This window comes from Gelidibacter salicanalis (genome assembly GCF_016469035.1).
GTDB classification, from domain to species: Bacteria; Bacteroidota; Bacteroidia; order Flavobacteriales; family Flavobacteriaceae; genus Gelidibacter; species Gelidibacter salicanalis_A.
On sequence record NZ_JAEHJZ010000013.1, the window covers coordinates 19,441 to 42,392 of the forward strand.

Below are 22,952 nucleotides of genomic sequence, written 5' to 3' on the forward strand. Positions count from 1 at the left end.
TTTTACCCATAGACGGCAAATTAACCGGATGCGTCAACACAATATTCAGCTCTGGCCAACTTAGCGAAGCGATCTCATGACCGAAGGGAGTAATCGGCGAGCCGAATACTTATTATTGTGCGTTCGGTTTTCTGTCATACCAATATCTCCGCTTGCCAATATTCATAGTTTTTCATTTCTCCGTTGTCCATTTTAAAGTCATATGATATTAGGTTTGCTTTAGAAATTTTAAAGTCAATTTTATTCTTAAAAAGTTCTCCGTCATAAGAAAATGTATGATATTCTCCATTTTCTCCACATAAGTCAATTCCGTCAGGTAATGATTTAGCAAACGCGCTATCTATCTCTCTACCAATAAAAGTCTGGCCCAATTTGTCTGCTTGTGTTACAATTATTTTCGTCTTAATTCCTGATTTTAGAAAGTCGTTCATTATTTCTTCTGACGTCTTGCCCCAAAGTGGTTCCACTACTTCAATTCCTAATGGATTGAGTTTGCTTTCCCGATACGATTTTACGTCTGCCAAAAAGATATCGCCAAAAATAAAATGAGTTACCTTTTGACTTTTAAAATGCGTGACTGCTTCAGTCATTCCTTGTTCATAGGCTTTTTTCTCCTTTGAAAGTGATACAGTATAAAGCGGAATTCCAATACTGTCAGCTTGTTTTAATAATAATTTTAGAGGAATAGCGTGAATTGAAGACGTCAATGTTTCTTCGTTGATTGTTGTCAATAGTGAAACAACTTGAAATTCGTTTTCTTGAAGTGTCTTTTGAAGTGCTAACGCAGAATCTTTTCCGCCACTCCAATTAAATACTGCTTTTTTTCTTTCTGTCATATTTTCTATTACGGGGTCGCTCTTACTGAAGCACAACGGTTTGAATAAACGCCCGTTTTAATGGCGTTTATTTTTTGTTGGACAACGTTTGTTCTTTTTTGGTTTTATATTCTTGCAATCTGAATTATCCTGACAGGACAATTGTTGGCAGCCTGAAAGTTTTGGGCATACTCCTCTATGCTAATTAAAGCTCGATAAATGCCTTTTTTTTCTTTTCCCTCAATAAGATTGCATCTGCCATCTTTTCTAGAAATACGCCATCTATCGGGGGCTGCTTCTACGCAACCATTACAGCCAATGCATTTTCCTCTGTGAAATATTATTTGAAACATTATTCACTTACAATTTTGTATAGTTTAGAAGAAGGGCGGATTATTTCATCCATTTTTATTGAGAATACATCCCCTTTTGAAACCGACTCAACAGTGACATCATTTACTCTTATCTCCCCAAGTTCGGCTTTTAATACACCAGTGGTTGGTCCGGTTACCATAATTTTATCTCCCTTTTTTAAAGAGTGAGATTCTACTCTAAATTCTCCAACTTCAATTTTATCAAAGTACTTAATGCCTCGGGCAATGAAAATCTTTTTTTCTGTAGCCTTAGATCCATAAGAATCATTCCATTCGCCCATTTTTCTCCCTAGATAATAACCATCCCAAAAACCGCGATTATATACTGTAGCGAGTTGTTTTTCCCAATTTTCAATTCTCTCTTGAGTATATCTTTCTTCTTGCAAGGCTGTAACGGCTTCTTTATAACAGCGCACAACGGTATCAACATAATCGGGGGAACGACCCCTTCCTTCAATTTTGAGAATATTTACACCCGATTTTAAAATTTTATCCAAAAAACCAATCGTACATAAGTCCTTGGCACTCATAATATATTCGTTGTCGATTTCTAGTTCAACACCATCTTCTTTATCAGTAACGATATACTGTTTTCTGCAATTCTGTATGCAAGCACCTCGATTTGCCGAAGCATTATTTGAATGTAAGCTTAGATAACACTTTCCTGATATTGCCATGCAAAGGGCACCATGCGCAAATATTTCCAATTTAACCAATTCTCCAGACGGCCCCTTGATTTGCTTTCGTTCAATTGCTCTAGAAATTTCTGCAACTTGACGCAAACTCAATTCTCTGGATAGTACCATTACGTTGGCGAAAGCAGCGTAAAACTCAACTGTTTCTATGTTAGTAACATTGGCTTGGGTGGAAATATGCAAAGGCATTGCAATGGATTTGCAGTATGACATTACCGCATGATCAGATGCAATGATTGCTGTAATTCCGCTATCTTTCGCTTGATTTACAATAGTTTTCATCAAGCCAATATCGTGGTCGTAAAGTATTGTATTAATGGTGAGGTAGGTTTTGATATTGCGATCGTTACATGTACGGCTAATCACTCTTAAATCATCAAGAGTAAAATTCGTGGATGACCGAGACCTCATGTTTAGTTGTTCTACTCCAAAATAAACAGAGTTACAACCGGCATTTAAAGCTGTGGTTAGCGATTCATAAGAACCGACAGGGGCCAGAATCTCTATGTTGTTATAATTCATTTTTTCAATGTTGTCCAACATTTGTATATATAACACAGAGTGACGTATATATCACCTTACCCCATGCCATTTCTGTTTGTCGTTCTCAAATGTACCTGATTCCTGTAAAGCATCCAAGGTTCATTTCTTATATTTTATTTCTCAAATGTATAAAATTTGAAATCCAAAAAATCATTTCGAACTATTGGGGGGCCAAATAAGCCTTAACTTTAAAATTAAACGATAAAAATCAGAGATCGTAAATTGAAACCACTAAAAAACCACGGAGAATGTTAGAAAATAATTGAACTCGATGCATTCTGACCAAATCAATAACAGCGCAACTTCCAAATACCCTTCCCTTGACCCAACGTTTTACCCATAGACGGCAAATCTACCGGATTCGTCAACACAGTATTCAGCTCTGCCCAACTTACTCATGACCGAAGGGAGTAATCGGAGAGCCGAATTCTTCTTATAGGCCGTTTATTGTTTTTCAAGATTAATTTGCTATACTAAATATTTTTTTTACAGATTGAAAGTATTGTTTCGGAAAAGCTATGGTTCTTTATATTTGTTCTTGTGATACAATATCAACCAAAATATATTTTACGGAATATGGTTCTGCTTCAATTATTTTTTTTACGTTCAGTTGATATTCATAACCTTCCTCGTGATTAAAACCTTCTATTTCTAAAAGTGGCTTCATATGAGTGTCTCCATTTTCTTTAACAAACAATGCTTCTTGAATTTCGTTTAGTGAACGTGAAATAAATCCAACTTTTGTTGGACCAACTTCCATTTCAATCTGTTGTTCGCTATCTTGAGTAACGACCTTTGTTTTTGAAATTATTTTTACAAACTCAAATATGATTGAAGAGCCATCCTGCGGAGGATTTTTTAGAAATATTTTTCTGGCCTCAATTTTATATTCGTATCCTTTTTCGTAATTAAAATTATCAGAGAAATCACCTCCGTTTGTTAATATTCTCTTTTCTTGATTATCGTTTTCTGAAAATAATAAAAATTCCCCATACACATCTTGGGAAAAAACATAACCTCCATACCCGGTTTCTGGATAAACAGTCATTTCAACTGTTTTTACCACATCTCCGTCATCATTTTTAGAACAACTTGAAAGAAATGTAATTGTTAAAAAACAAAGTAATAAATTTAATTTTCTCATTTTGGCTATTTTTAATGATTAGTTAATAATTAAGATGCTCTTTATATCAAAAGGTTGCGTTGGTTGAAACACGAAATTTTTTTCAAATGACATATAACGAGTGCATATGTGTAGTATCGCCTCAGCGATATTAACACATATGTAGTGTTATTGGTAGTGTTCCATGTTCCGATAAATATAATATCTTTTGTCCTCATAAGGAACACGGAGTATAAAAAACGACCAAAATAATGGAACTCTATCTTCGAGGGTTGCCGAAACAGACCATTTGCTTATAGGTGAACTATATGAAGTGGTATGGTACGGTAAAGGGATTTATCCTTTTCCTCATCAAATACGTTTTAAAAAAAAGGAAAATCACTCAAGTCGAAGAAGATTATCCCGTCGTTTTTTATATTACCAGATAACACATGTATAGACCCAACCAGTCGCGCCTATAGTTATTAAATGTTCCTATCAAACATATTACTTTTAAGGATGGGATACAATTTAACCAAAGCTCTTTTTATTTTATGATGCGAGCAAAATGACCTCCAACCATCCTTCCCTTAACCCAACGTTTTACCCATAGAACTGCAAACCAACCGGATTCGTCTACACAAAATTCAGCTCTGGCCAACTTACTCATGACCGAAGGGAGTAATCGGCGAGCCGAATTCTTAGTTATTAGGCAATGTTTTTTTTCGTTTCTGTGTTCTATTCAGTTTCTTCTTTTACAAAATATTTTACGTAAATTAATACTAAAATCGGAACTATAATTAAGCCACTTACAAAGTTTAGAAGCGAAGTCCAATTGGTTAATTCATTCCCACCTTTTGGAATTAGTAATAGTTCGCCTAATGGACCATTAGAAAATATTGTGTTATAAATAAAATTCCAACCTAAATGAAGTCCAAAAGGTAACATTATCGATTTAGTTTTCGAGAATGCCAATGCCCAAGCGTATCCCATTAATCCAGTTCCGATGAAAACTAAAATCATTGCCATTACATTTCCTAAAACTCCATAAGAGAACCAATGGTAAATTCCGAATGCAATTGCAGAAATCAATATACTTTTGCTCGAGCCAATTTTTTGAATAAGAATATACAGCAAAGCTCCGCGAAAAATTAATTCTTCTGTAAATACTGATTTTACATCCCACCAAAATGATTTTAATATAATTCCGCCAGTAATGTTTTCGTTCAGAACCCAAGTTGATGATTTCAGATATGACTCCAAAAACCGGTCAAAAACGCAAAGTATTCCAGTAATTAAAAATCCGATTAAGAATTGTTTTAATCTTTTGGATATTGGCAGAAATCCTAATGCTAAAATATTTTTCTTTTCAATCAGATGGAAAAGCAACCAAGAAATGGCAATTGCTACTAATATTCCTATCATTTACTTGGTGGGTTTTAATTATGTCTAAACAAAGATGTATATACAACATAGAGTGCCATATACATCACCTATATACCACATGCCATTTTTGTTTGTCGCTCTCAAATGTACCCGATTCCTGTAAAGCATCCAAGGTCCATTTCTTATAGTTCATATCTCAAATGTATAAAATTTGAAATCTAAAATGGCACTCCCAATTAATTGGGGGGCCAAATAAGCCCCAACTTTAAAACTAAACGGTAAAAACCAGGGATCCTAAATCCAGACCACAAGCAAAGCACTTAACAAGCTATAGAACAAGAGGGTTCTATACTACTTGGCCGCCCAAAACAGCACAACTTCCAACCATCCTTCCCTTAACCCAACGTTTTACCCATAGAACTGCAAACCAACCGGATGCGTCAATCGGATAGGAGGAACGGGATTAATTCCCGCTCCGACCTTCCACAGCACCCAGCGTACGGATCCGTACTGGGCGCTTCCTTAAGTTTTGATACTAACCTTTTCGATATTGGTTTGACAACATTACATAGCCTGCTTTTCTCAGATTTTCCGTGGTGATTGTGGTCTTAAGGATAAAACTGTTAGCTGTATGCCAATAGCTTTTCCTTGTATTTGCCCATTCCCAAGCCTTGGATTTCCTAACCCCAAGCTTGATAGGATTCTTCACTCTGGTCCGTACTCGTTTCCAATGTTTCCATATCACCATCCTGATTCGTCTTCGGTACCACTGGTCTATTCTAAGTAGCAGTTTCTTTATGTCTGCCAATTTGAAGTAATTCACCCAACCAGTGATGTACTGGCGGAGGGCTTCTTTCATTCGAGCATTGCCCCAGCCATTACTACGGAATGTCAACTCTTTTATTTTAGCCTTCATCTTGGTTACACTTTTTGGGTGTATCCGTAGGCGCCCTTCTCCTTTGCTTTTGTAAAAGGAGTATCCAAGGAACTTGACCTTCCCTATGTGGGCAGTTTGGCTTTTCTCCCTATTCACTTTTAAGAACAGTTTGTCCTCTATAAAGTGGATCATTGAGCTCATTGTCCGTTCTGCACTGCGCTTACTTCTGCATAGTATCAGAAGGTCATCAGCAAAGCGTACAAATTTATGCTCCCTACTCTCTAGCTCTTTGTCCATTTCGTTCAACATAATGTTGCTTAAAATTGGACTTAGTGGACCTCCTTGCGGAACCCCCTCTTCACTAGTTCGTGTTTTGGATCCTACTTGCACTCCGGCATTAAGATATTTATGTATCAGTGATACCGCTCGACCGTCTTTTACAGTACGAGAGAGTATCTCTATCAACTTGCTATGGTTTACCGTGTCAAAGAATTTTTCTAAATCCAAATCTACCGCATCCTTGTAGCCATCCGTGATATACGCTTGACATTTCCTTAATGTCCCGTGAGCGTTGCGCCTTGGTCTGAACCCGTAGCTGTGGTCGCTAAATTGGGGTTCATACATTGGCATGAGCACTTGGGCAATCGCTTGCTGGATGCACCTATCCACTACGGTAGGAATTCCGAGCTGCCGCTTTTGTCCATTGTCTTTGGGAACAAGTACCCTGCGGACAGGGTTCGGGCGATAAGTGCCCTTTAAGATGGATGCTATGAGTTCATCTTTATGCTCGACAGGATAATCCTTTAATGGTTCGACTTCCATCTTGTCCACTCCCCCAGATCCTTTGTTTCGCTTTACTTGTTGGTAAGCTCTGTTCAGGTTTGAAGGTGATAGAATGAATTCTAACATTCCATCTCCTAATTGATCAGTATCCGTGAGGTTATTTTCAGTTATCCATAGGAACGTCTGCCCTGTCACATAGCCTTCGGATGTCGTCCCTTTCTTTTGTGGACAGGTCTCATTTTTCGAGATTTTCTGCGTTCTTCCGCTCATACGGTAACATTCATTTACTTCTCACTCCCTAAAGTTCAACCCTTCCTTAAGTGAAGCCTTCTTAAGTACTATGGTCTCAGCTGACTCCTCATGGCAAGCTTTACTCCGTGTTTCGTACATTGTTTTCACACGTCCATGAGACCTCCCTAGGTAAGAACGATAACTTTCATCCCATCTACCTGCTACATTTACCATGTTGTCTCCGAGCAGTATTGGACTTTGGTTTGGTGTGCAACCTTATCCGGACAACTTTGGCCCTATATGTAGTTTCTGTCCGTCAGGTCAGGACTTTGCCGCCAGTTTCCTTCAGATTCCACCTCGCGATGGACACCCTTACTTTAAGCTAACACTTCCCGCTGCTAGGGCGTGTTCGGGACTTGCACCCTATAGTTATCGCCCATGCTAGGCGCACACACAGGATTCAGCTCTAGCCTATGAACGAGCCGAATACTTCTTAGTTGTTGGCAACTGGCTTTATTACGTTCTGCTTTTCAATTCCGAAATTTTCTTGTCAGTTCGGGATGAGCGTTGGCAAGACATACTCTTTTGCGATTTTTTGGCTTTAGCTTTGGCTGGTGCGAATTGCAAATGTGTATGGCTTTTAGCGTTGGCTATTTTGTTTCATTTATTAATAATTTCAACTCCTCTTTACTTGGCAAAACGGTTTTATATTTACTTGCAAAAATCTGCTCGTTGTTTTCGGGCAAGGTGTATTCTACAACTGCTTCACTTTTATTCTGACATAATACAATTCCGATTGTTTTATTTTCATCTTCTAATTTGACTTCTCTGTCATAAGTAGTTAACATACATTTGCATTTGTCCAATATCTTGATGTTTTAACTCTCCAATTTTTAAGTCGATTAAGACAAAACATTTTAGTATTCTGTTGTAAAAGACTAAATCTATATGAAAATGTTTATTGTCAAATGAGATTCGTTTTTGTCGTGCAACAAATGTAAATCCTGTGCCTAGTTCAAGTAAAAAGTGTTCAAGCTTATCTATAATTCCCTGCTCCAAATCGTTTTCAGAGTAAGAAGATTTTTCAGGTAATCCAATAAACTCTAAAATGTAAGGGTCTTTAATTGCATCTTTTGGCTTTTCAAGAATCAATCCTTTTTCTGATAGCTTCTTGATTCCTTCTTTATCTCTACTTAAAACAAGTCTTGTATAAAGTGCTGAATCGTATTGTCTATCAAGTTCTCTTACGCTCCAATTGTTTTTTACAGATTCTATTTCGTAAAACTTCCTTTCGTTTTCATTATCAATACGCATCAGTTTTAGGTAATGGGACCAACTTAATTTGAATCCAGCAGACGCTGTCTGTTGAATTGCAGATTTAGAATTAGCAGACAGCGTCTGCTGATTTTGATAAGCTAGGTAAAAAGTCCTCATTTGCTGAATATTGGTTGTTGAAAAACCTTTGCCAAATTCATTTGTCAGAGCTTTGGATAATCCATCTAAAAGCTGTTTTCCATATTCTGCTCTGTCTTTACCTTCTTGTTCTTCTTCAACAATCATTCGTCCAATTTCAAAATAAGTATGAACCATTGCCAAATTGACTTGTCTTACCACTTGCTGTCTTGCAGAATGAAGCAAATCAACTGCTTGCTTGTAAAAACTTGTATTTTGAAGTTTATTTGTCATTTTCAATTAAATCTCCCAAAAAGTGTTGAGTACTTTCTTTTATTAGTTCGTAAGTTAAAATAGATTGACGCACTAATTTTTCGGTTTATAACCAATCTTAAATTCATAAAAATACTTTTGGTTAAGCACTAACTCCCCTATTGCGTTTATACTCGTGTTGAACGAATCCTCCCTATCGGTCCGGAAGTCCTCCTGAACCGATCCGATTGGATGTCCTTACTGTAAATGTAATAGATTTATTAATTTGTAGCTAAATTTTAAATCTAATATCATGTTTAAAAAAAGTAAAACTCATAGAACGGCAAACCAACCGGATGCGTCAATACCATATGCGGCTCTGGCCAACTTACTCATGACCGAAGGGAGTGATCGGCGAGCCGAATTAGTTATTGGCAGCTGTCTTTTTCTATTCAAATAGTTTTATTGTGTAGTCAAATAATTCAGTTCCACCCCATTTTCCGTGTCCTGGAATCACAATTTTAGCATTGGGATATTTTAGTTTTACTCTTTCAACCGTTTCCGACCATTCTTTAATATTGGCATCTCCTAAATATCCTTTGCTCGCGTCAATTTCCTTTATCAAGCATCCACCAAAAACTGCTTTATCTTCTGGAAAATACCCCACAACATTATCTTTTGTATGACCTTCTCCAAAATATTCCGCATAAACCTTCTTGTTTCCGATATCTAATGTGAGACTATTGTCAAAATCTTTTATTGGTTCAGAGAATTCTTGACCATTCGTTTTTAATAATTCTATAGTTTGTTTAGAGGCATAGGTTTGAATATTATGGTTTTCAAATTCCGTTATTCCACCAACGCAATCTTTGTGAAAATGAGTTGGAATTAGCCCTATTATTTCACTTTTCAATACATTAGTTACAAAATTTATTAACTCTAACGAACTTTTATCATCCGTTGGTGTATCAAAAACAATTCCTTTATTTTCATTTATAACCAACATTCCATTGCAGGTGGCTTTTCCAAAATCATCCGTATTTAAATAGGAAATATGTTCGTAAATATGATTTGATAGTCTGTTAACTATTAAATTTTCGGTTTGATAAACTATCAAGCTGTCGGTTAGGGGTTTGTTGGTTATTTCCTTCTTGGTTTCTTGATTCGTCTGATTGTGGTTAGATGATGATTTCTTACACGAAATAAAGGTCAGACCTAAAAGAAGAGAGAAGGCTAATAATATTTTCATATCAAATTTTGTTTTTTTTAACGGGTTGTTTTTAGGTTGCTGCCAACACATATATAGACGCAACCAGTTGCGCCTATATTTATTTTATGTTCCTATCAAACATATTACTTTTAAAGATGGGATACAATTTAACCAAAGCACCTTTTATTTTTATGATGCGAGCAAAATGAAAAAAGACACTTTCCCATAAGTAACCACTACGTATGTACACACCTCACCAAATCAATCACGGCGCCACTTCCAAATATCCTTCCCTTAACCCAACACAAAATTCAGCTCTGGCCTACCCCGCTAAGGCGGGACAGGTGCGGCGAGCCGAATACTTCTTAGTTGTTACCCGCAGGCTTTTATGGATCAAGGAACATTCTTGGGGAGCAGTATAAATCATGCATATAATTTAGTCGATCCGCATGGGATTTTAAATATTTTAGGTCGAAAAAACTTCTCGCAATATTTATCATCGTACCCCGCCAGCTGTAAGCCGGTACATCTTTTATATATACTTGTGGAAGCCTTATGTTTTTCCCTCTAAATTCTCCTGATTCAATTGATGCAGGCAACATTTGCCTTAGTGTTTGAATTGCGTAGAATAACCCTGCATTGGTGGCTCCTTTTAAAAACGATCCATTTTTATTTATCTCTAAAATATATCCCTCTTCTCCCAATTCCGCTTCGAGAGATCTATCTACCACAAGATTCCAGCTGCCACAGGAATCCCCTATTATGGATTTCACCTTCAGATTAGATTGAGTAAGTAACTTTGATAGCCATTCTGCTGATTCCTCAGCCTCGGAACTATAGCAAATGAGATTTATCCCAGCAAGGCTCAAGGAAGAACTTCCCCAGATAACTTCTAATGGTTTGGGAATAATAGACACTTTTTCAGCCTTTACATCAAAAATTTGTGGTGATGTAGATTCACCTGTGCTTTTACAGGAACTTAAGATTAACAACGATAAGACTATTAATAAACAACTGAAAATTCGGTCCATGTTTTAAGTTTCTAAGTTCAAATGTTGAGTATTATTATCTCTTCTTTTATGACAAAAAATAGAAGAATATATTTAACATATCCATCGTTGGAATCTCTCAAGGATTCATAAACCAATACCAAATATAAAATATATAAGACTGTTATTATAAAATAAGACTGAAAATTATTGAGCTCAAAGGCGCTCTTAAGCTAGGGGTAATGAGTTGAGCCAAGTAACAAATCCGAAAATGAAAAATAGAGTTTAAAACCATAAAATCTGACCATTCTATATTTCAAAAACTAATTACAATGAAACTCAAGCCACTTTATAGCGAATTTTGATTTAAAATTTCCTGAACCATTCTCATATCTTTACTTATTTTATCATCCAAAACCCTAGCATATATCTGGGTTGTAGTTAACTTTGTATGCCCCAAAAGCTTGGCAACTGTCTCGATTGGAACCCCATTGGATAGGGTTATTAAGGTGGCAAAAGTGTGTCTTGCAACATGAAAAGTCAACTTTTTTTGAATGTTAAGTTTCTTTGCAATCTCCTTAAGATATTGATTTGTTTTTTGATTTGAATATATTGGAAGAACGGCATCACTAGAGATTAAACGATTATTTCTAGAATATTTAGTTAAGATTCTTTCTGCTTTATCCAAAATGGGTATTTTGACAGTTATGTTTGTTTTAGCCCGTTTGGTTCTTATCCAAAGTCCACCGTCATTACCGGTGATAATGTGTTCTTTTCTTAGATTTTGAATATCAATATAAGACAGTCCCGTATAACAGGAAAAAACAAACATATCCTTAGTGATTTCTAAACATGGACGTTCGAAGCCTGCTCCTTCAATTGCTGCCAACTCAATTTTGTTAAGTATATCTCGCTCAGTTTTTAAAAATCTGATTGTAAAATTCACAAAAGGATTTCTTGATATCCAATCTAATTTGATAGCTAAATTTAGCAGTTTCTTCAATCTGGTCAAGTGCTTCATAACTCCATTATGATTCAACTTGCTCTTTTTTCTTAGGAAGCATTCAAATTCACTGATGAATGCAAATGATATATCAATTAAATTCACATTTTTCGATTTCATGAAACTTTCCATAAATTCAAGCAAATATTTTTCTGTGGTAAAATAATGGCTTAGAGTACTTGGCTTGATAACGTTTGCCATAACCCTTTTATGATAGCTTATTAAATCAACTAAAGTTTTTTGATTATTGCCATCCTTGTAGTAATAGGTCTTTATTCCATGAGCAGTTATAGCCTTCTTCTCAAGGTTTAACTGTCTTTGGCATTCCAACAGTTTAAAGTAAACTTGTTCAATATGGGCATTGACCTGCTGGCTTTCGCTTGATCTTCCAATCATTCTTTTTGTAGTTTTATTCCAATACTTAATTGGAATAGAAATACCCAAACTGATCTCTAAACGTTTACCATTTACAGTGACTCTGGCGTATAATGGTGAATTGCCAGATTTTTTCTTTGATACGTTCTGCCAGAACGTAATTGATAAATTTGATGTTCGCATAGTTCGTTTTTTTAATATTCATTAAAAACGAAAGCCAAACCATACGCAAAAAAGATTTAGACCCCTAAAGGATACTAATTCCAGGTAACCGAATAGGTCACCTAAACTTTGATATTAAATGCAATCATTTAATACCCACTAAAATGTATTTATCTGTAAATCATATACTTACACATTATGTGATTTAAAAAAATACACCAAAAGTGATCCATACTGGATTCGAACCAGTGACTTCCACGTTGTCGACGTGACACTCTGAACCAACTGAGTTAATGGACCTAATACCTATAAAAAAAGCCCATACAGTGTATGAACTTTAGTGGGCGATGAGGGGTTCGAACCCCCGACCCCCTCGGTGTAAACGAGGTGCTCTGAACCAGCTGAGCTAATCGCCCTATTACGGGATGCAAATATAAAGGAGTTTTTGATATTGCAAAAGCTTTTTTGAAAAAAAATTAAATTATTTCTGCAACGACAAACGTACTGCCCCCAACATATATTACATCAGATTTTGCAGCCCCTTCTTTTGCAGCACTTAAAGCCTCTAAAACGCTCCCATAAGCCTTCCCTTTAAATCCGTGTTTTATAAACACATTTTGAAGGATTTCTGCATCCAAACCTCTCGGGATGTTAGGTCTGCAGAAATAATACACTGCCATCTTAGGTAAAAGTGGCAATATAGACTCTACATCCTTATCATTGACCACACCAAAAACGATATGCAGCTGATCAAAATCTTCATCTAAGAGTTGGCTCATGGCATACTGCAAGCCTTCTTTATTATGCGCGGTGTCACAAATAACTTTTGGGTGGGTTTGAAGGATTTGCCATCGGCCATTTAGACCTGTATTCTTCACCACATTTAAAAATCCTTTCTTCAACGCCTCCTCAGAAATTTCAAAAGACTTCTGACGCATTACCTGTACGGCAGCAATAACGGTTGCTTTATTTTTGTTTTGATAATACCCTTTCAAATCACTGTCATAGGCTTGTTGATCCAATTGCTGATCGGCAAAGCGAATCTCTGCATGACGCGCCTTTGCAAGCTCCTTAAAGACTGCTTCTATTTCAGGCTGGGATTCCCCCACAACCACAGGAACGTGCGGCTTTATAATGCCTCCTTTCTCAAAAGCAATCGCTTCTAAAGTTGTTCCTAAAAATTGGGTGTGATCCAAACCGATATTTGTAATTACGGAGAGTTCTGGTGTTATAATGTTGGTAGAATCTAAACGGCCTCCCATACCAACTTCTATAATCGCAATATCAACGTTTTCTGTAGAAAAATAATCGAACGCCATGCCTACAGTCATTTCAAAAAATGACAGGGTATGTGATTCAAAAAAATCTTGATGCTTTTTAATAAAATCAACGACCACAATTTCGGGGATCTCAGTTCCGTTGATTTTGATGCGCTCTCTAAAGTCCTTGAGATGCGGGGAGGTATATAAGCCAACCTTATAGCCTGCTTCCTGTAAAATGGAAGCCAACATATGGCTCGTTGACCCTTTGCCGTTGGTGCCGGCCACATGGATGCTTTTAAACTTTAGTTCCGGATGTTGGAGGTGTTTCGCTAAGAGCAGTGTATTATCCAAGTTGGCTTTGTAAGCCGTCTTCCCTTGGTTTTGATACATTGGTAACTGTTGAAACATCCAGTTGACAGTATCTTGATAAGTCATTTATTGTGTTACGCTAAAATCGATTTTTACAAATCCTATTTGAGTGGATGGTGCTTTTGAGTCTGCTGGCCATTTATAAGTCATAGCGGTCTTTCGAGCAGCTTCATAAAGGCACAAGTCGCCAGTTGTACCTTTTTTACCTGGAATAGCGTTAACTACCCTGCCATCTCTATTAACATGTATTTCTACAACCACACGTCCTTCTTCATCGCAATCGGGAACTACCTTACCATTTGTAGGTCTACCTCGGCCATTTAAGCCATAGCCACTTCCGCTTCCGCCACTTCCCGTACCTGGTTGACCAAAATAACTTGCAGCATATGGATCTCCATCCAACTGTCCTTTATCACCTGGCCTGCCATCATTTCCTTCACCACCAGTAGTCTTGCCGTCTGATTTCTTAACTCCACCAATTAAGGCATCTAATTTTGCGCGTTTATCAGCTTCTTCTTGACGTTTCTTAGCTTCAGCAGCTACTTTAGCTTTTTGAGCACGCTCCACTTCAGCTTTCGCTATAGCTTCTGCTGATGCCTTGGCGTCTGCAGCTTCTTTTTGCTTTTTCATAGCAATGGCTTCTGCATTATCTTCGGTCATGACATTTTCAGCCGGTTGTTCTGATTTTGTAGGTGTGGTTTTTACTTCTTCAACCTTTTCCTCTTTAACGACCGGTTCACTCACCACTTCTTTGGGTTCCGATTTTACAGGTTTTAAAGGTTGTACATCACCACTCCCAACATCTGAATTTCCAAAATTAACAGCAACCCCATACTCTAATGGCGGATCCATATATGGAGGTCCCATTACAAATAATAACAACAGCAAGATAACCACAATAAGGGTGGTAATTTTTGCTGAATTGCGTTCATGTTTGGTCTCTAAATACTTCATGCGAGTCTGTTATTGTTCTTCAATGCTGATATGCCATTAACTAATCTTCATCAACTTGTAAACTTATACTTTGCTTATTAAATATTAATTAGGTTTTACGGCCAAAATTACTTTAAACTTATTCCTATTAGCAATATCCATCACTTTCACTACATTTTCTATAGATACAGTTTTCTCAGCTCTTAAGACTATGGTAGGCTGCTCTAAATTAGCCAAAGCTTCTTTTAATTCGTATTCCAAAACAGATTCACCTACAAGTCTTTGATCAATATAATAATTTAAATCTTTGGTAATGCTTACGGCTACTGATTTTTTGTTCTCCGTTTTCCCATCAGCTTTTGGCAATAGGATGTCTATAGCATTGGTGGTTACCAAAGTTGATGCCAACATGAAAAATATTAATAACAAAAAGACAATATCTGTCATTGAAGACATATTGAATTCTGGTGTTACCTTATTCCTTCCTCTTATATTCATAGATCCGAATTACTCAAAATTATTCTTATTCCTTTTTTTTTAAATACATGCATGACGCACTTACATCCATTTATAGTTGAAAACCTTAGCCTCTTTAGAATGCCCGGTTACAAGCTCCCTATTTATATAGGTTCATTCAAATGATCTAAAAACTCTAATGAATGCGCTTCCATTTGATAGACTACTTTATCAGTTTTCACCACCAAATGGTTATAAGCCATATAAGCAACAATACCAACAATTAATCCGCCAACAGTTGTGGTCATTGCAGTATAAAGACCATCTGCTAATAATTTAATATCAATTTGTCCTCCAGCATTTGCAATTTCAAATATGGACAAAATCATACCGATAACCGTACCCAAAAACCCAATCATTGGTGCCACACCTGAAATAGTTGCAAGAACACTCACATTGCGTTCCAACTCATAAACTTCCAGACGACCAGCGTTTTCTATGGCCGTATTAATATCTTCTAGAGGTTTCCCTATTCTACTGATTCCTTTATTGATCAGTCGTGAAACAGGTGTATTGACTTGAGCACATAGAATTTGTGCTGAGTCTGTTTTACCATTGGTCACATGATCCTTTATTTGATTCATAAAATTTGAATCAATTTTTGAAGCAGCCTTTATAGCAAATAATCTTTCAAAATATATATAAATAGCAAAAACTAGTAATACAAATAGAATGGCAATTATAACCATTCCTGCGGTACCACCGCTTCCAATCAATTCAATAATTGATAAAGTTTTTTCTACTGATTCACCATCAGAAACTACTTGTGCTCCTTCTTGAATTTCATTCTGTAACATCATATTTGTAATGATTAAAATTTTTGTAATTAGTGTTTAAACGTCTAAAATTTAACTTAAGTATAATTTAAATTTGGGTTCTACAAACTTAATAGTAATTGTGGTTGTAATAAAATGAATTAACATCCTTAATGTAGCGTCCTAATGTAGCCCCTAGCGCTTAATTATTCGGTGCTAACCTACTAATATGGTACTATATCAGTTGGCTCAATGCAATTTCAAAAGCAGTTTCACTTACACCTGTTTTACTTTGATTTTTACTATATACTCTTTTTATGGCTTGTTTGATTCTGTTGGACGTGTCATTAAAAATAGCATCATCCGTCATTTGCACCTTTTGTTCCATAAAATAGGCAAACACTCTTGCCATCCCGCAATTGGATATAAAATCAGGTATGAGGCTTAACTTATTATCAGTATATTCCATTATAGGACCAAAAAATATTTCCTTATCTGCAAACGGTACGTTCGCACCACAAGATATAACCTCCAACCCAGTCTCCATCATCTGATCTATCTGTTCTCGGGTGATCAATCGTGACGCGGCACAAGGTAAAAAAACCTCTGCCTCTAAAGACCATATCTGAGTATTGATTTCTTCAAAAGGAATAAGTTTATCACTAACAAGCGTATTGCCTGTTTTATTGAGATACAGTGTTTTTATTTCTTCAAATGAAAACCCTTCTTCTTTAATAAGACCTCCCACAACATCAATAATCCCCACCACCTTAGCGCCCATTTGTGAGAGATAAAACGCCGCCGCCGCACCTACATTTCCGAAACCTTGAACAATGGCTCGTTTTCCTTCCACACTATCACCATGAACGTCATAAAAATGCCGTACCGCTTCCGCAACTCCAAACCCTGTAATCATATCTGACACAGTATATTTTCTGCTGACGTCAGGCGAGTATTTTGGATTTTCAATAACCTTAATAACACCATGACGCAGTTGCCCAATGCGGTTGATTTTATCGGCTTGGGTAGGTTTAAAGTGGCCTTCAAATACCCCTTCTTGAGGATGCCAAACCCCAGTTTCTTCTGTCATTGGAATGACTTCATGCAGTTCATCTACATTTAAATCGCCGCCTGTACCATAATAGCTTTTCAGCAATGGAGAAACCGCTTTATACCAACGTTCTAAAACACCTTTTTTTCTAGGATCTTGAGGGTCAAAATTGATTCCAGATTTAGCGCCGCCAATAGCGGGGCCCGAAACCGTAAATTTAACTTCCATTGTTTTAGCCAAGGACAGCACTTCATTTAAATTGAGCCCTTTGCGCATTCGTGTTCCCCCTCCTGCGGCCCCTCCTCGCAAAGAGTTAATAACTGTCCAACCTTCCGCTTCAGTTTCTGGATCTTTCCAATTAAATACAATTTCGGGTTCCTTGTCTTCGTACTTCTGAAGTAGTTCTTTCATCTAATGAGTTTGTTCAAATTGGCTTGCTGTTCAGTAAGCTGGAAATCCAACTTTAGTTGGCTAAATTTCCTTAGCAAATATAAAAAACTATGGTTCGGTTTGAATCAAATTTGTAATAATATTATGGATAATAAATTTTACCAGAAGAATGATCTTTTACTGCTCCGGTCACGCTGCTGAGACAATTATTTTCGCCCCTAAGTTTTAATACACCCAGAAAAGCAAATATGAGTGCCTCCTTATTTTCGACAAAGGCAGTATCCGGAATTACAATCTGGTTGTGGCTGTTATGGGCAAGAGTTTCCATCAAAAAAGTGTTAAATGCGCCGCCGCCCGTAGTTAATACCGAAGCATCTCTTTTCTTATTAATTTCATTAGAAATTTGTAGGGCTACATGCTCTACCACAGTACTCAAAATATCTTGTATGCTCAGTTGATAGGTATCTATTAAAGGAAGGATTTCGGTTTTAACCCATTCGAGTCCCAAGGATTTTGGATATGGACTCTTATAAAAATCTAAAGCATTCAGGACTTCCAATAACGGTTGATGGATCACACCTGAGGCCGCAATTTGTCCACCATCATCATATTCTAAGCCTAAGGCACTTACATAGTGGTTAAGAACAATGTTTACTGGACAAATGTCGTAAGCAATGCGCTTTCCATTATTCTGCATAGAAATATTCGCAAATCCGCCCAAATTCAAACAAAAATCATATTGAGGAAACAGAAATTGGTCTCCAATTGGCACCAACGGAGCCCCTTGACCTCCTAAGGCGACATCTTCTACTCGAAAATCGCATACTACTTTTTCATTTAAAAGTGTCGCCAATTTTGGAAGATTCCCAATTTGATAGGTCAATTTATTTTCTGGTTGGTGCAAAGCCGTATGCCCATGAGAACAAACAGCGTCTAAGCCACTGATATTATTTTTTGAAATAAACGCATTGATGACCTCACTTAAAAAAACTGTGTAATCTTCATCCAAATACAGCAATTCTTCAGGACTCAATTTTACTAAATCTTTCAATTTTGAGAGCCAAGATGCGGGATAACTAAAGGTTTCTGCAGCAATAATTTCAAAATTCCATGTCTCATGCTTTTCAAAGGTACAATAGGCCACATCTATCCCATCCAAGGATGTGCCTGACATTACACCTAAAACGTTGTAGTGTTTTTTATCCATATTGTAAAAATAATCATTCAAATTGATAAAATACTAGTAAACCCTTATCTTTGCAGTCATATTTAAATCAATCAATACGCACATTACCTATGGATTTTACCTTAACCGAAGAACATAAATTAGTCCGTGACGCTGCTCGCGATTTCGCCATCACAGAACTCCTTCCGGGTGTTATTGAACGCGATAATAAGCAAACGTTTCCTCAGGAGCTAGTCAAAAAAATGGGACAATTAGGTTTTATGGGAATTATGGTAGATCCTAAATATGGAGGTAGTGGAATGGACGCCATTTCTTACGTACTAATTATGGAAGAATTATCTAAAATAGATGCTTCTGCTTCAGTTATTGTATCGGTAAATAACTCTTTAGTATGTTACGGATTGGAAACTTTTGGCAATGAAGACCAAAAGCAAAAATACTTAACTAAACTCGCTACAGGTGAGTTTGTGGGTGCCTTTTGTTTGAGCGAGCCAGAAGCGGGTAGTGATGCCACTTCACAACGAACCACAGCAGAAGAAAAAGGGGATCATTACCTAATTAATGGCACTAAAAACTGGATTACTAGTGGAGGCCGAGCTGATGTTTACTTGGTTATTGCTCAAACCGATAAACACAAAGGTTCTCATGGCATTAATGCCTTCATTCTTGAAAAAGGAATGCCAGGTTTTGACATTGGACCTAAAGAAGACAAATTAGGAATAAGAGGAAGCGACACCCATACCTTACAATTTAACGACGTAAAAGTCCCGAAGGAAAACAGAATTGGAGAAGACGGGGCTGGATTTAGATTCGCTATGAAAACCCTATCTGGGGGACGAATTGGTATTGCTGCTCAAGCTCTCGGAATTGCTGCAGGTGCTTATGAATTGGCTCTTAAATACTCGAAGGAACGTAAGGCTTTTGGTACTGAAATTTGTAATCACCAAGCCATTGCTTTTAAAATTGCTGATATGTACGTCGATATTGAAGCTGCACGTCATTTGGTGATGAAAGCTGCATGGGATAAAGATCAAGGTAATAACTATGATGTCTCTAGCGCAATGGCTAAATTATTCGCATCTAAAGTGGCAATGGAGCATACGGTTGAAGCGGTCCAAATTCACGGTGGCAACGGTTTCGTTAAAGAATACCATGTGGAACGATTGATGCGCGATGCAAAAATTACACAGATTTATGAAGGAACTTCTGAAATTCAAAAGATCGTAATATCGAGAAATCTTATAAAGGAATAATTATTTTTTAAATAAAATTATAAAAGGCACGACACAGGTTGTGCCTTTTTTTATGTCTTATTTGTTAAAGCAAATCCTATTTCAGAGTTTCTAACACCAATCTAATGTCATTATAACTGTATTTCTGATCCAACTTAGTTTTTAAATCAGAAAGATTTTCGAATGTATGCTCAGGAATTAGCTGTAGTAACTCGTTGTAATGTGTTTCTGAAATTAAATCATTCACTTTAACCTCTCCAGAAGTCACAAATTTAGAAAGATGTCCGAATATGGTAGTTTCAGCGAGTTCGCGTTCTTTGGCTATTTCTGAGATGGTTTTTCCAGACTGGAATAATGCTAAGGAAATTTTAGGGGAATCTCCTTTCTTTACTTTTTTTTTTGGTTGAGCAGATTCTTCAAATGCTATAGCATCATCTGTTTCAATATTATTTTCATCACAATAGGCTCTAATCACCTCCAAAATTTGACTGCCATATTTATCAACCCGTACTTTTCCAAAACCATTAATTTGTAAAAGCTGCTTTTTATTGATGGGAAGCACTTCACAAATCTCATATAATGCCTTTTGCGTAAAGATTTGATAATGGATGAGATCATTTTCAGCGGCGATTTCGTTCCGCAATTCGCGCAATAATTCAAACAATTCAATATTTACCGTACCGTCTACAACGGTTGATTTGGCTTTTTTGGGCGCTTCTTTTTTAAGAAACAAGGATTTAGCTCTCAACTCCAAAAATTCATGCGTTCTAAAACCATTAGAAAATCCGTTGAAATAGGATCGTTTGATAGCTAAAAGTTCTTCAATTGTGTCCAATTGTTTGTCAATCTCTTTTTCTATCGCTTTATTATCCGTTGTATAACTAAGCGAATTAAGAGTCGTTATGATTTTTTGTTCTGTTTGAGTTTTAAAGTAAACCTTAGCTTTTGCAAAACGTTCTTGTAGAATTTCATTTTGTTCGGGCAATAGGTCTGTTTCTGAAATTTGTCGCAATTGCTGATAGAAGCTATTGCTTACCTTTAATAAATTGGGAATTGCCTCTTTTACTGTCAACAACGGCTCTTCCATACGACCAGTGATACTGCCTCGGTTTTTATAAAAAACATCCAACAAACGGTTGATAGGAAATAGAAATGGATAAAAGTCAAACACTTCATGAATCCCTTCCAGTTGAAATGCCGCTCGTGCTGCATGGAGTATGGTATCATTAGGCTGTTGTGCTTCGGCAGTTTTATTGAAGGAGGTAACGTGAGCATCATTAATAATTTGATTGGAATCAATTTTACTCTTCAGAACTAAACCTTCTAAGGATTTGCATCTGCTTAAAGCAACATAAGTTTGTCCATGAGCAAATGCACCCTGGGCATCTATAATAGCTTTTTCAAACGTTAAACCTTGACTCTTATGAATGGTAATGGCCCAAGCCAAACGTAGAGGCATTTGTGTAAAGGAACCAATCTTATCTTCAGTAATGGCTTTTGTTTCTGGATGAACGGTGTAGGTGATGTTCTCCCACACTTCTGGTGTCGTAACAATGTTGAAGTCGTCGTCAGGGCAACTCACGACCACTTCATCTTTATCCAATAAAATGACTTTTCCTATTTTACCATTGAAATAGCGTTTTTCCGGAGAGCTGTCATTTTTGATAAACATGACTTGAGCCCCAACTTTAAGTTTGACTTCCTCACTATTTGGATAGGAGAATTCAGGAAACTTCCCTTCTATTTTTGCGCGATAAGTTTTCTCTTTAGAAGAAATGGCTTCTAATTCCGTACTGTTGGCGCGTTCTGCTCTATTATTATGGGTTGTTAGTTCTATATAGCCTTCCTTAGGGTCAGGACTAAAATCTTTGATGTAACGTTTATTTAACTCGTCCGCAGCAGAAGGAGACAAAGTATTATTTCGGATTTCATTAAGAATCTCAATGAATTTCGGGTTTTCTTGTCGGTAGATATGTCTCAGTTCAATAGTAATTGTATTTGCTTCCTGATACGCTCTACTACTAAAGAAGAATCCCGTATGATAATACGATTTTAACAATTGCCACTCATTCTCTCTAATTACAGGTGATAACTGCTGTAAATCGCCAATCATCAAAACCTGTACTCCACCAAATACTTTATCGCGTGTTCTATAGCGTCGCAAGGTTTTATCGATGGCATCCAGGACGTCTGCTCGCACCATACTGATCTCATCAATAATGAGCAAGTCCATTGATTTGATGATATCGATTTTAGTTTTACTGAATTTCTTGTTGAAACCTCCCGAATTACTGAGTTCAGCATCCGGAAGAATGGGACCAAAAGGCAATTGAAAAAAGGAGTGAATGGTAACGCCTTTGGCATTAATAGCTGCCACGCCAGTTGGAGCTACAACAACCAAGCGTTTTAAAGAATCTTTTTTGAGATTATGCAGAAACGTGGTTTTACCGGTACCTGCTTTTCCGGTTAAGAAAATACTGCGATTGGTATTATTAACAAAATCCTTGGCTAATTCTAACTCTTTATTGGTGTCCATGTCACGGGTTCTATGAGGATTTGAATTTACGGAAAATCGTTAAGATTGCAGCAGGGAGGATACTTAAAAATAATGCCGATTAATTTATGATGTGAGCAGATGGAAATCAGATGTCTCCATGATATCGAGACTTATATAAACAAAAAAATCCCCAACAAATACATGTTGGGGATTCTCTAAAAAAGGCGATGTCCTACTCTCCCACGAGGTGCAGTACCATCGGCGCAAACGGGCTTAACTTCTCTGTTCGGAATGGTAAGAGGTGAGCCCCGTCGCTATAACCACCTTAAGCCATAGCTGCCTGTAGCAATCGAGTGCTACTCTACAGCGTCATGCGATGCATGACAAATATCGTGACATATTGAAAAAAGGGCATCAGATGCCTATATACATAAAAAGGTTGTACTTGTTAAAAGAACGGCGTACAATAAGCCTATGGGCTATTAGTATCACTCGGCTATGACATTACTGCCTTTACACCTATGACCTATCAACGTGGTAATCTTCCACGACCCTTTAAAGAAATCTCATCT

Annotated in this window: 19 protein-coding genes, 2 tRNA genes and 2 rRNA genes; 1 reads left to right on the plus strand and 22 read right to left on the minus strand. The window is 37.0% G+C overall.

Going from position 1 to position 22,952, the window contains the following annotated elements; translation table 11 throughout:
* Window positions 1–134 precede the first annotated feature (134 nt).
* The 19 genes from JEM65_RS07330 to JEM65_RS07415 all read right to left on the minus strand — a co-directional run bounded on the left by JEM65_RS07330 (window position 135) and on the right by JEM65_RS07415 (window position 18,672).
* Window positions 135–836 (minus strand): adenine nucleotide alpha hydrolase, encoded by a 702-nt coding sequence (locus JEM65_RS07330; RefSeq protein ID WP_199598297.1) that lies wholly within the window; start codon window positions 834–836, stop codon window positions 135–137.
* Window positions 837–940: 104 nt separating this feature from the next.
* Window positions 941–1,168 carry a ferredoxin gene (locus tag JEM65_RS23065; protein WP_199598298.1) on the minus strand — a complete coding sequence of 76 codons (228 nt, stop codon included), beginning with the start codon at window positions 1,166–1,168 and terminating at the stop codon, window positions 941–943.
* Window positions 1,168–2,406 (minus strand): peptidase U32 family protein, encoded by a 1,239-nt coding sequence (locus JEM65_RS07340; RefSeq protein ID WP_199598299.1) that lies wholly within the window; start codon window positions 2,404–2,406, stop codon window positions 1,168–1,170. Before JEM65_RS07340 ends, JEM65_RS23065 begins: the two co-directional genes overlap by 1 nt.
* A gap of 547 nt (window positions 2,407–2,953) precedes the next feature.
* Window positions 2,954–3,571, minus strand: a complete 618-nt coding sequence (locus JEM65_RS07345) for a DUF4377 domain-containing protein (protein WP_199598300.1) — start codon at window positions 3,569–3,571, stop codon at window positions 2,954–2,956.
* A gap of 696 nt (window positions 3,572–4,267) precedes the next feature.
* Window positions 4,268–4,954: a CPBP family intramembrane glutamic endopeptidase gene (locus JEM65_RS07350; RefSeq protein ID WP_199598301.1), complete on the minus strand. Its 687-nt coding sequence runs from the start codon at window positions 4,952–4,954 to the stop codon at window positions 4,268–4,270.
* A 496-nt stretch (window positions 4,955–5,450) separates the two neighbouring features.
* Entirely contained in the window at window positions 5,451–6,845 is a 1,395-nt protein-coding gene (gene ltrA / locus JEM65_RS07355) for a group II intron reverse transcriptase/maturase (protein WP_199598302.1), read from the minus strand.
* Between the two features lie 611 nt (window positions 6,846–7,456).
* Window positions 7,457–7,654, minus strand: a complete 198-nt coding sequence (locus tag JEM65_RS22350; protein WP_233530564.1) for a PDDEXK nuclease domain-containing protein — start codon at window positions 7,652–7,654, stop codon at window positions 7,457–7,459.
* Window positions 7,638–8,492, minus strand: coding sequence for a PDDEXK nuclease domain-containing protein (locus JEM65_RS07360; RefSeq protein WP_233530565.1), 855 nt, complete (start codon window positions 8,490–8,492; stop codon window positions 7,638–7,640). The genes JEM65_RS22350 and JEM65_RS07360 overlap by 17 nt, the downstream gene beginning before the upstream one ends.
* Before the next feature lie 406 nt (window positions 8,493–8,898).
* Window positions 8,899–9,699 carry a subclass B1 metallo-beta-lactamase gene (gene bla / locus JEM65_RS07365; protein WP_199598303.1) on the minus strand — a complete coding sequence of 267 codons (801 nt, stop codon included), beginning with the start codon at window positions 9,697–9,699 and terminating at the stop codon, window positions 8,899–8,901.
* A 347-nt stretch (window positions 9,700–10,046) separates the two neighbouring features.
* The gene (locus JEM65_RS07370) at window positions 10,047–10,652 is read right to left on the minus strand and encodes a beta-N-acetylhexosaminidase (protein ID WP_199598304.1); all 606 of its coding nucleotides are present in this window, start codon (window positions 10,650–10,652) and stop codon (window positions 10,047–10,049) included.
* A gap of 346 nt (window positions 10,653–10,998) precedes the next feature.
* A complete protein-coding gene (locus JEM65_RS07375) occupies window positions 10,999–12,210 on the minus strand; it encodes a site-specific integrase (protein ID WP_199598305.1) in 1,212 nt (403 codons plus the stop codon).
* 204 nt (window positions 12,211–12,414) lie between these two features.
* Window positions 12,415–12,489 (minus strand) — tRNA-Val (locus JEM65_RS07380).
* A 41-nt stretch (window positions 12,490–12,530) separates the two neighbouring features.
* A tRNA-Val gene (locus tag JEM65_RS07385) sits at window positions 12,531–12,605 on the minus strand.
* A gap of 60 nt (window positions 12,606–12,665) precedes the next feature.
* Window positions 12,666–13,886, minus strand: a complete 1,221-nt coding sequence (locus JEM65_RS07390; RefSeq protein ID WP_199598306.1) for a bifunctional folylpolyglutamate synthase/dihydrofolate synthase — start codon at window positions 13,884–13,886, stop codon at window positions 12,666–12,668.
* Window positions 13,887–14,774: an energy transducer TonB gene (locus tag JEM65_RS07395; RefSeq protein ID WP_199598307.1), complete on the minus strand. Its 888-nt coding sequence runs from the start codon at window positions 14,772–14,774 to the stop codon at window positions 13,887–13,889.
* Window positions 14,775–14,858: 84 nt separating this feature from the next.
* On the minus strand, window positions 14,859–15,251 hold the full coding sequence (locus tag JEM65_RS07400; protein ID WP_199598308.1) for an ExbD/TolR family protein: 393 nt from the start codon (window positions 15,249–15,251) through the stop codon (window positions 14,859–14,861).
* A gap of 122 nt (window positions 15,252–15,373) precedes the next feature.
* Window positions 15,374–16,069, minus strand: a complete 696-nt coding sequence (locus tag JEM65_RS07405) for a MotA/TolQ/ExbB proton channel family protein (RefSeq protein WP_199598309.1) — start codon at window positions 16,067–16,069, stop codon at window positions 15,374–15,376.
* Window positions 16,070–16,259: 190 nt separating this feature from the next.
* Window positions 16,260–17,486: a Glu/Leu/Phe/Val dehydrogenase gene (locus JEM65_RS07410; RefSeq protein WP_199598310.1), complete on the minus strand. Its 1,227-nt coding sequence runs from the start codon at window positions 17,484–17,486 to the stop codon at window positions 16,260–16,262.
* 121 nt (window positions 17,487–17,607) lie between these two features.
* Window positions 17,608–18,672: an anhydro-N-acetylmuramic acid kinase gene (locus tag JEM65_RS07415; RefSeq protein ID WP_199598311.1), complete on the minus strand. Its 1,065-nt coding sequence runs from the start codon at window positions 18,670–18,672 to the stop codon at window positions 17,608–17,610.
* An 89-nt stretch (window positions 18,673–18,761) separates the two neighbouring features.
* Between JEM65_RS07415 and JEM65_RS07420 the strand changes: the two genes are divergently transcribed.
* A complete protein-coding gene (locus JEM65_RS07420) occupies window positions 18,762–19,904 on the plus strand; it encodes an acyl-CoA dehydrogenase (RefSeq protein WP_199598312.1) in 1,143 nt (380 codons plus the stop codon).
* Between the two features lie 76 nt (window positions 19,905–19,980).
* Here the strand turns inward: JEM65_RS07420 and JEM65_RS07425 are convergent, their stop codons facing one another.
* The 3 genes from JEM65_RS07425 to JEM65_RS07435 form a co-directional block, all read right to left on the minus strand.
* A complete protein-coding gene (locus tag JEM65_RS07425; protein ID WP_199598313.1) occupies window positions 19,981–22,419 on the minus strand; it encodes a helix-turn-helix domain-containing protein in 2,439 nt (812 codons plus the stop codon).
* Between the two features lie 180 nt (window positions 22,420–22,599).
* Window positions 22,600–22,708 (minus strand): 5S ribosomal RNA (gene rrf, locus JEM65_RS07430).
* 134 nt (window positions 22,709–22,842) lie between these two features.
* Window positions 22,843–22,952: ribosomal RNA gene (locus JEM65_RS07435) — 23S ribosomal RNA — on the minus strand; the annotation flags it as partial.

Coding starts and splice junctions, on each gene's coding strand:
- JEM65_RS22350 (WP_233530564.1), bottom strand. CDS start 7,654: ATGTTAACTACTTATGACAGAGAAGTCAAATTAGAAGATGAAAATAAA.
- JEM65_RS07375 (WP_199598305.1), bottom strand. CDS start 12,210: ATGCGAACATCAAATTTATCAATTACGTTCTGGCAGAACGTATCAAAG.
- JEM65_RS07400 (WP_199598308.1), bottom strand. CDS start 15,251: ATGAATATAAGAGGAAGGAATAAGGTAACACCAGAATTCAATATGTCT.
- JEM65_RS07390 (WP_199598306.1), bottom strand. CDS start 13,886: ATGACTTATCAAGATACTGTCAACTGGATGTTTCAACAGTTACCAATG.
- JEM65_RS07340 (WP_199598299.1), bottom strand. CDS start 2,406: ATGAATTATAACAACATAGAGATTCTGGCCCCTGTCGGTTCTTATGAA.
- JEM65_RS07415 (WP_199598311.1), bottom strand. CDS start 18,672: ATGGATAAAAAACACTACAACGTTTTAGGTGTAATGTCAGGCACATCC.
- JEM65_RS07405 (WP_199598309.1), bottom strand. CDS start 16,069: ATGATGTTACAGAATGAAATTCAAGAAGGAGCACAAGTAGTTTCTGAT.
- bla (WP_199598303.1), bottom strand. CDS start 9,699: ATGAAAATATTATTAGCCTTCTCTCTTCTTTTAGGTCTGACCTTTATT.
- JEM65_RS07360 (WP_233530565.1), bottom strand. CDS start 8,492: ATGACAAATAAACTTCAAAATACAAGTTTTTACAAGCAAGCAGTTGAT.
- JEM65_RS07350 (WP_199598301.1), bottom strand. CDS start 4,954: ATGATAGGAATATTAGTAGCAATTGCCATTTCTTGGTTGCTTTTCCAT.
- JEM65_RS07410 (WP_199598310.1), bottom strand. CDS start 17,486: ATGAAAGAACTACTTCAGAAGTACGAAGACAAGGAACCCGAAATTGTA.
- ltrA (WP_199598302.1), bottom strand. CDS start 6,845: ATGAGCGGAAGAACGCAGAAAATCTCGAAAAATGAGACCTGTCCACAA.
- JEM65_RS07420 (WP_199598312.1), top strand. CDS start 18,762: ATGGATTTTACCTTAACCGAAGAACATAAATTAGTCCGTGACGCTGCT.
- JEM65_RS23065 (WP_199598298.1), bottom strand. CDS start 1,168: ATGTTTCAAATAATATTTCACAGAGGAAAATGCATTGGCTGTAATGGT.
- JEM65_RS07425 (WP_199598313.1), bottom strand. CDS start 22,419: ATGGACACCAATAAAGAGTTAGAATTAGCCAAGGATTTTGTTAATAAT.
- JEM65_RS07345 (WP_199598300.1), bottom strand. CDS start 3,571: ATGAGAAAATTAAATTTATTACTTTGTTTTTTAACAATTACATTTCTT.
- JEM65_RS07395 (WP_199598307.1), bottom strand. CDS start 14,774: ATGAAGTATTTAGAGACCAAACATGAACGCAATTCAGCAAAAATTACC.
- JEM65_RS07330 (WP_199598297.1), bottom strand. CDS start 836: ATGACAGAAAGAAAAAAAGCAGTATTTAATTGGAGTGGCGGAAAAGAT.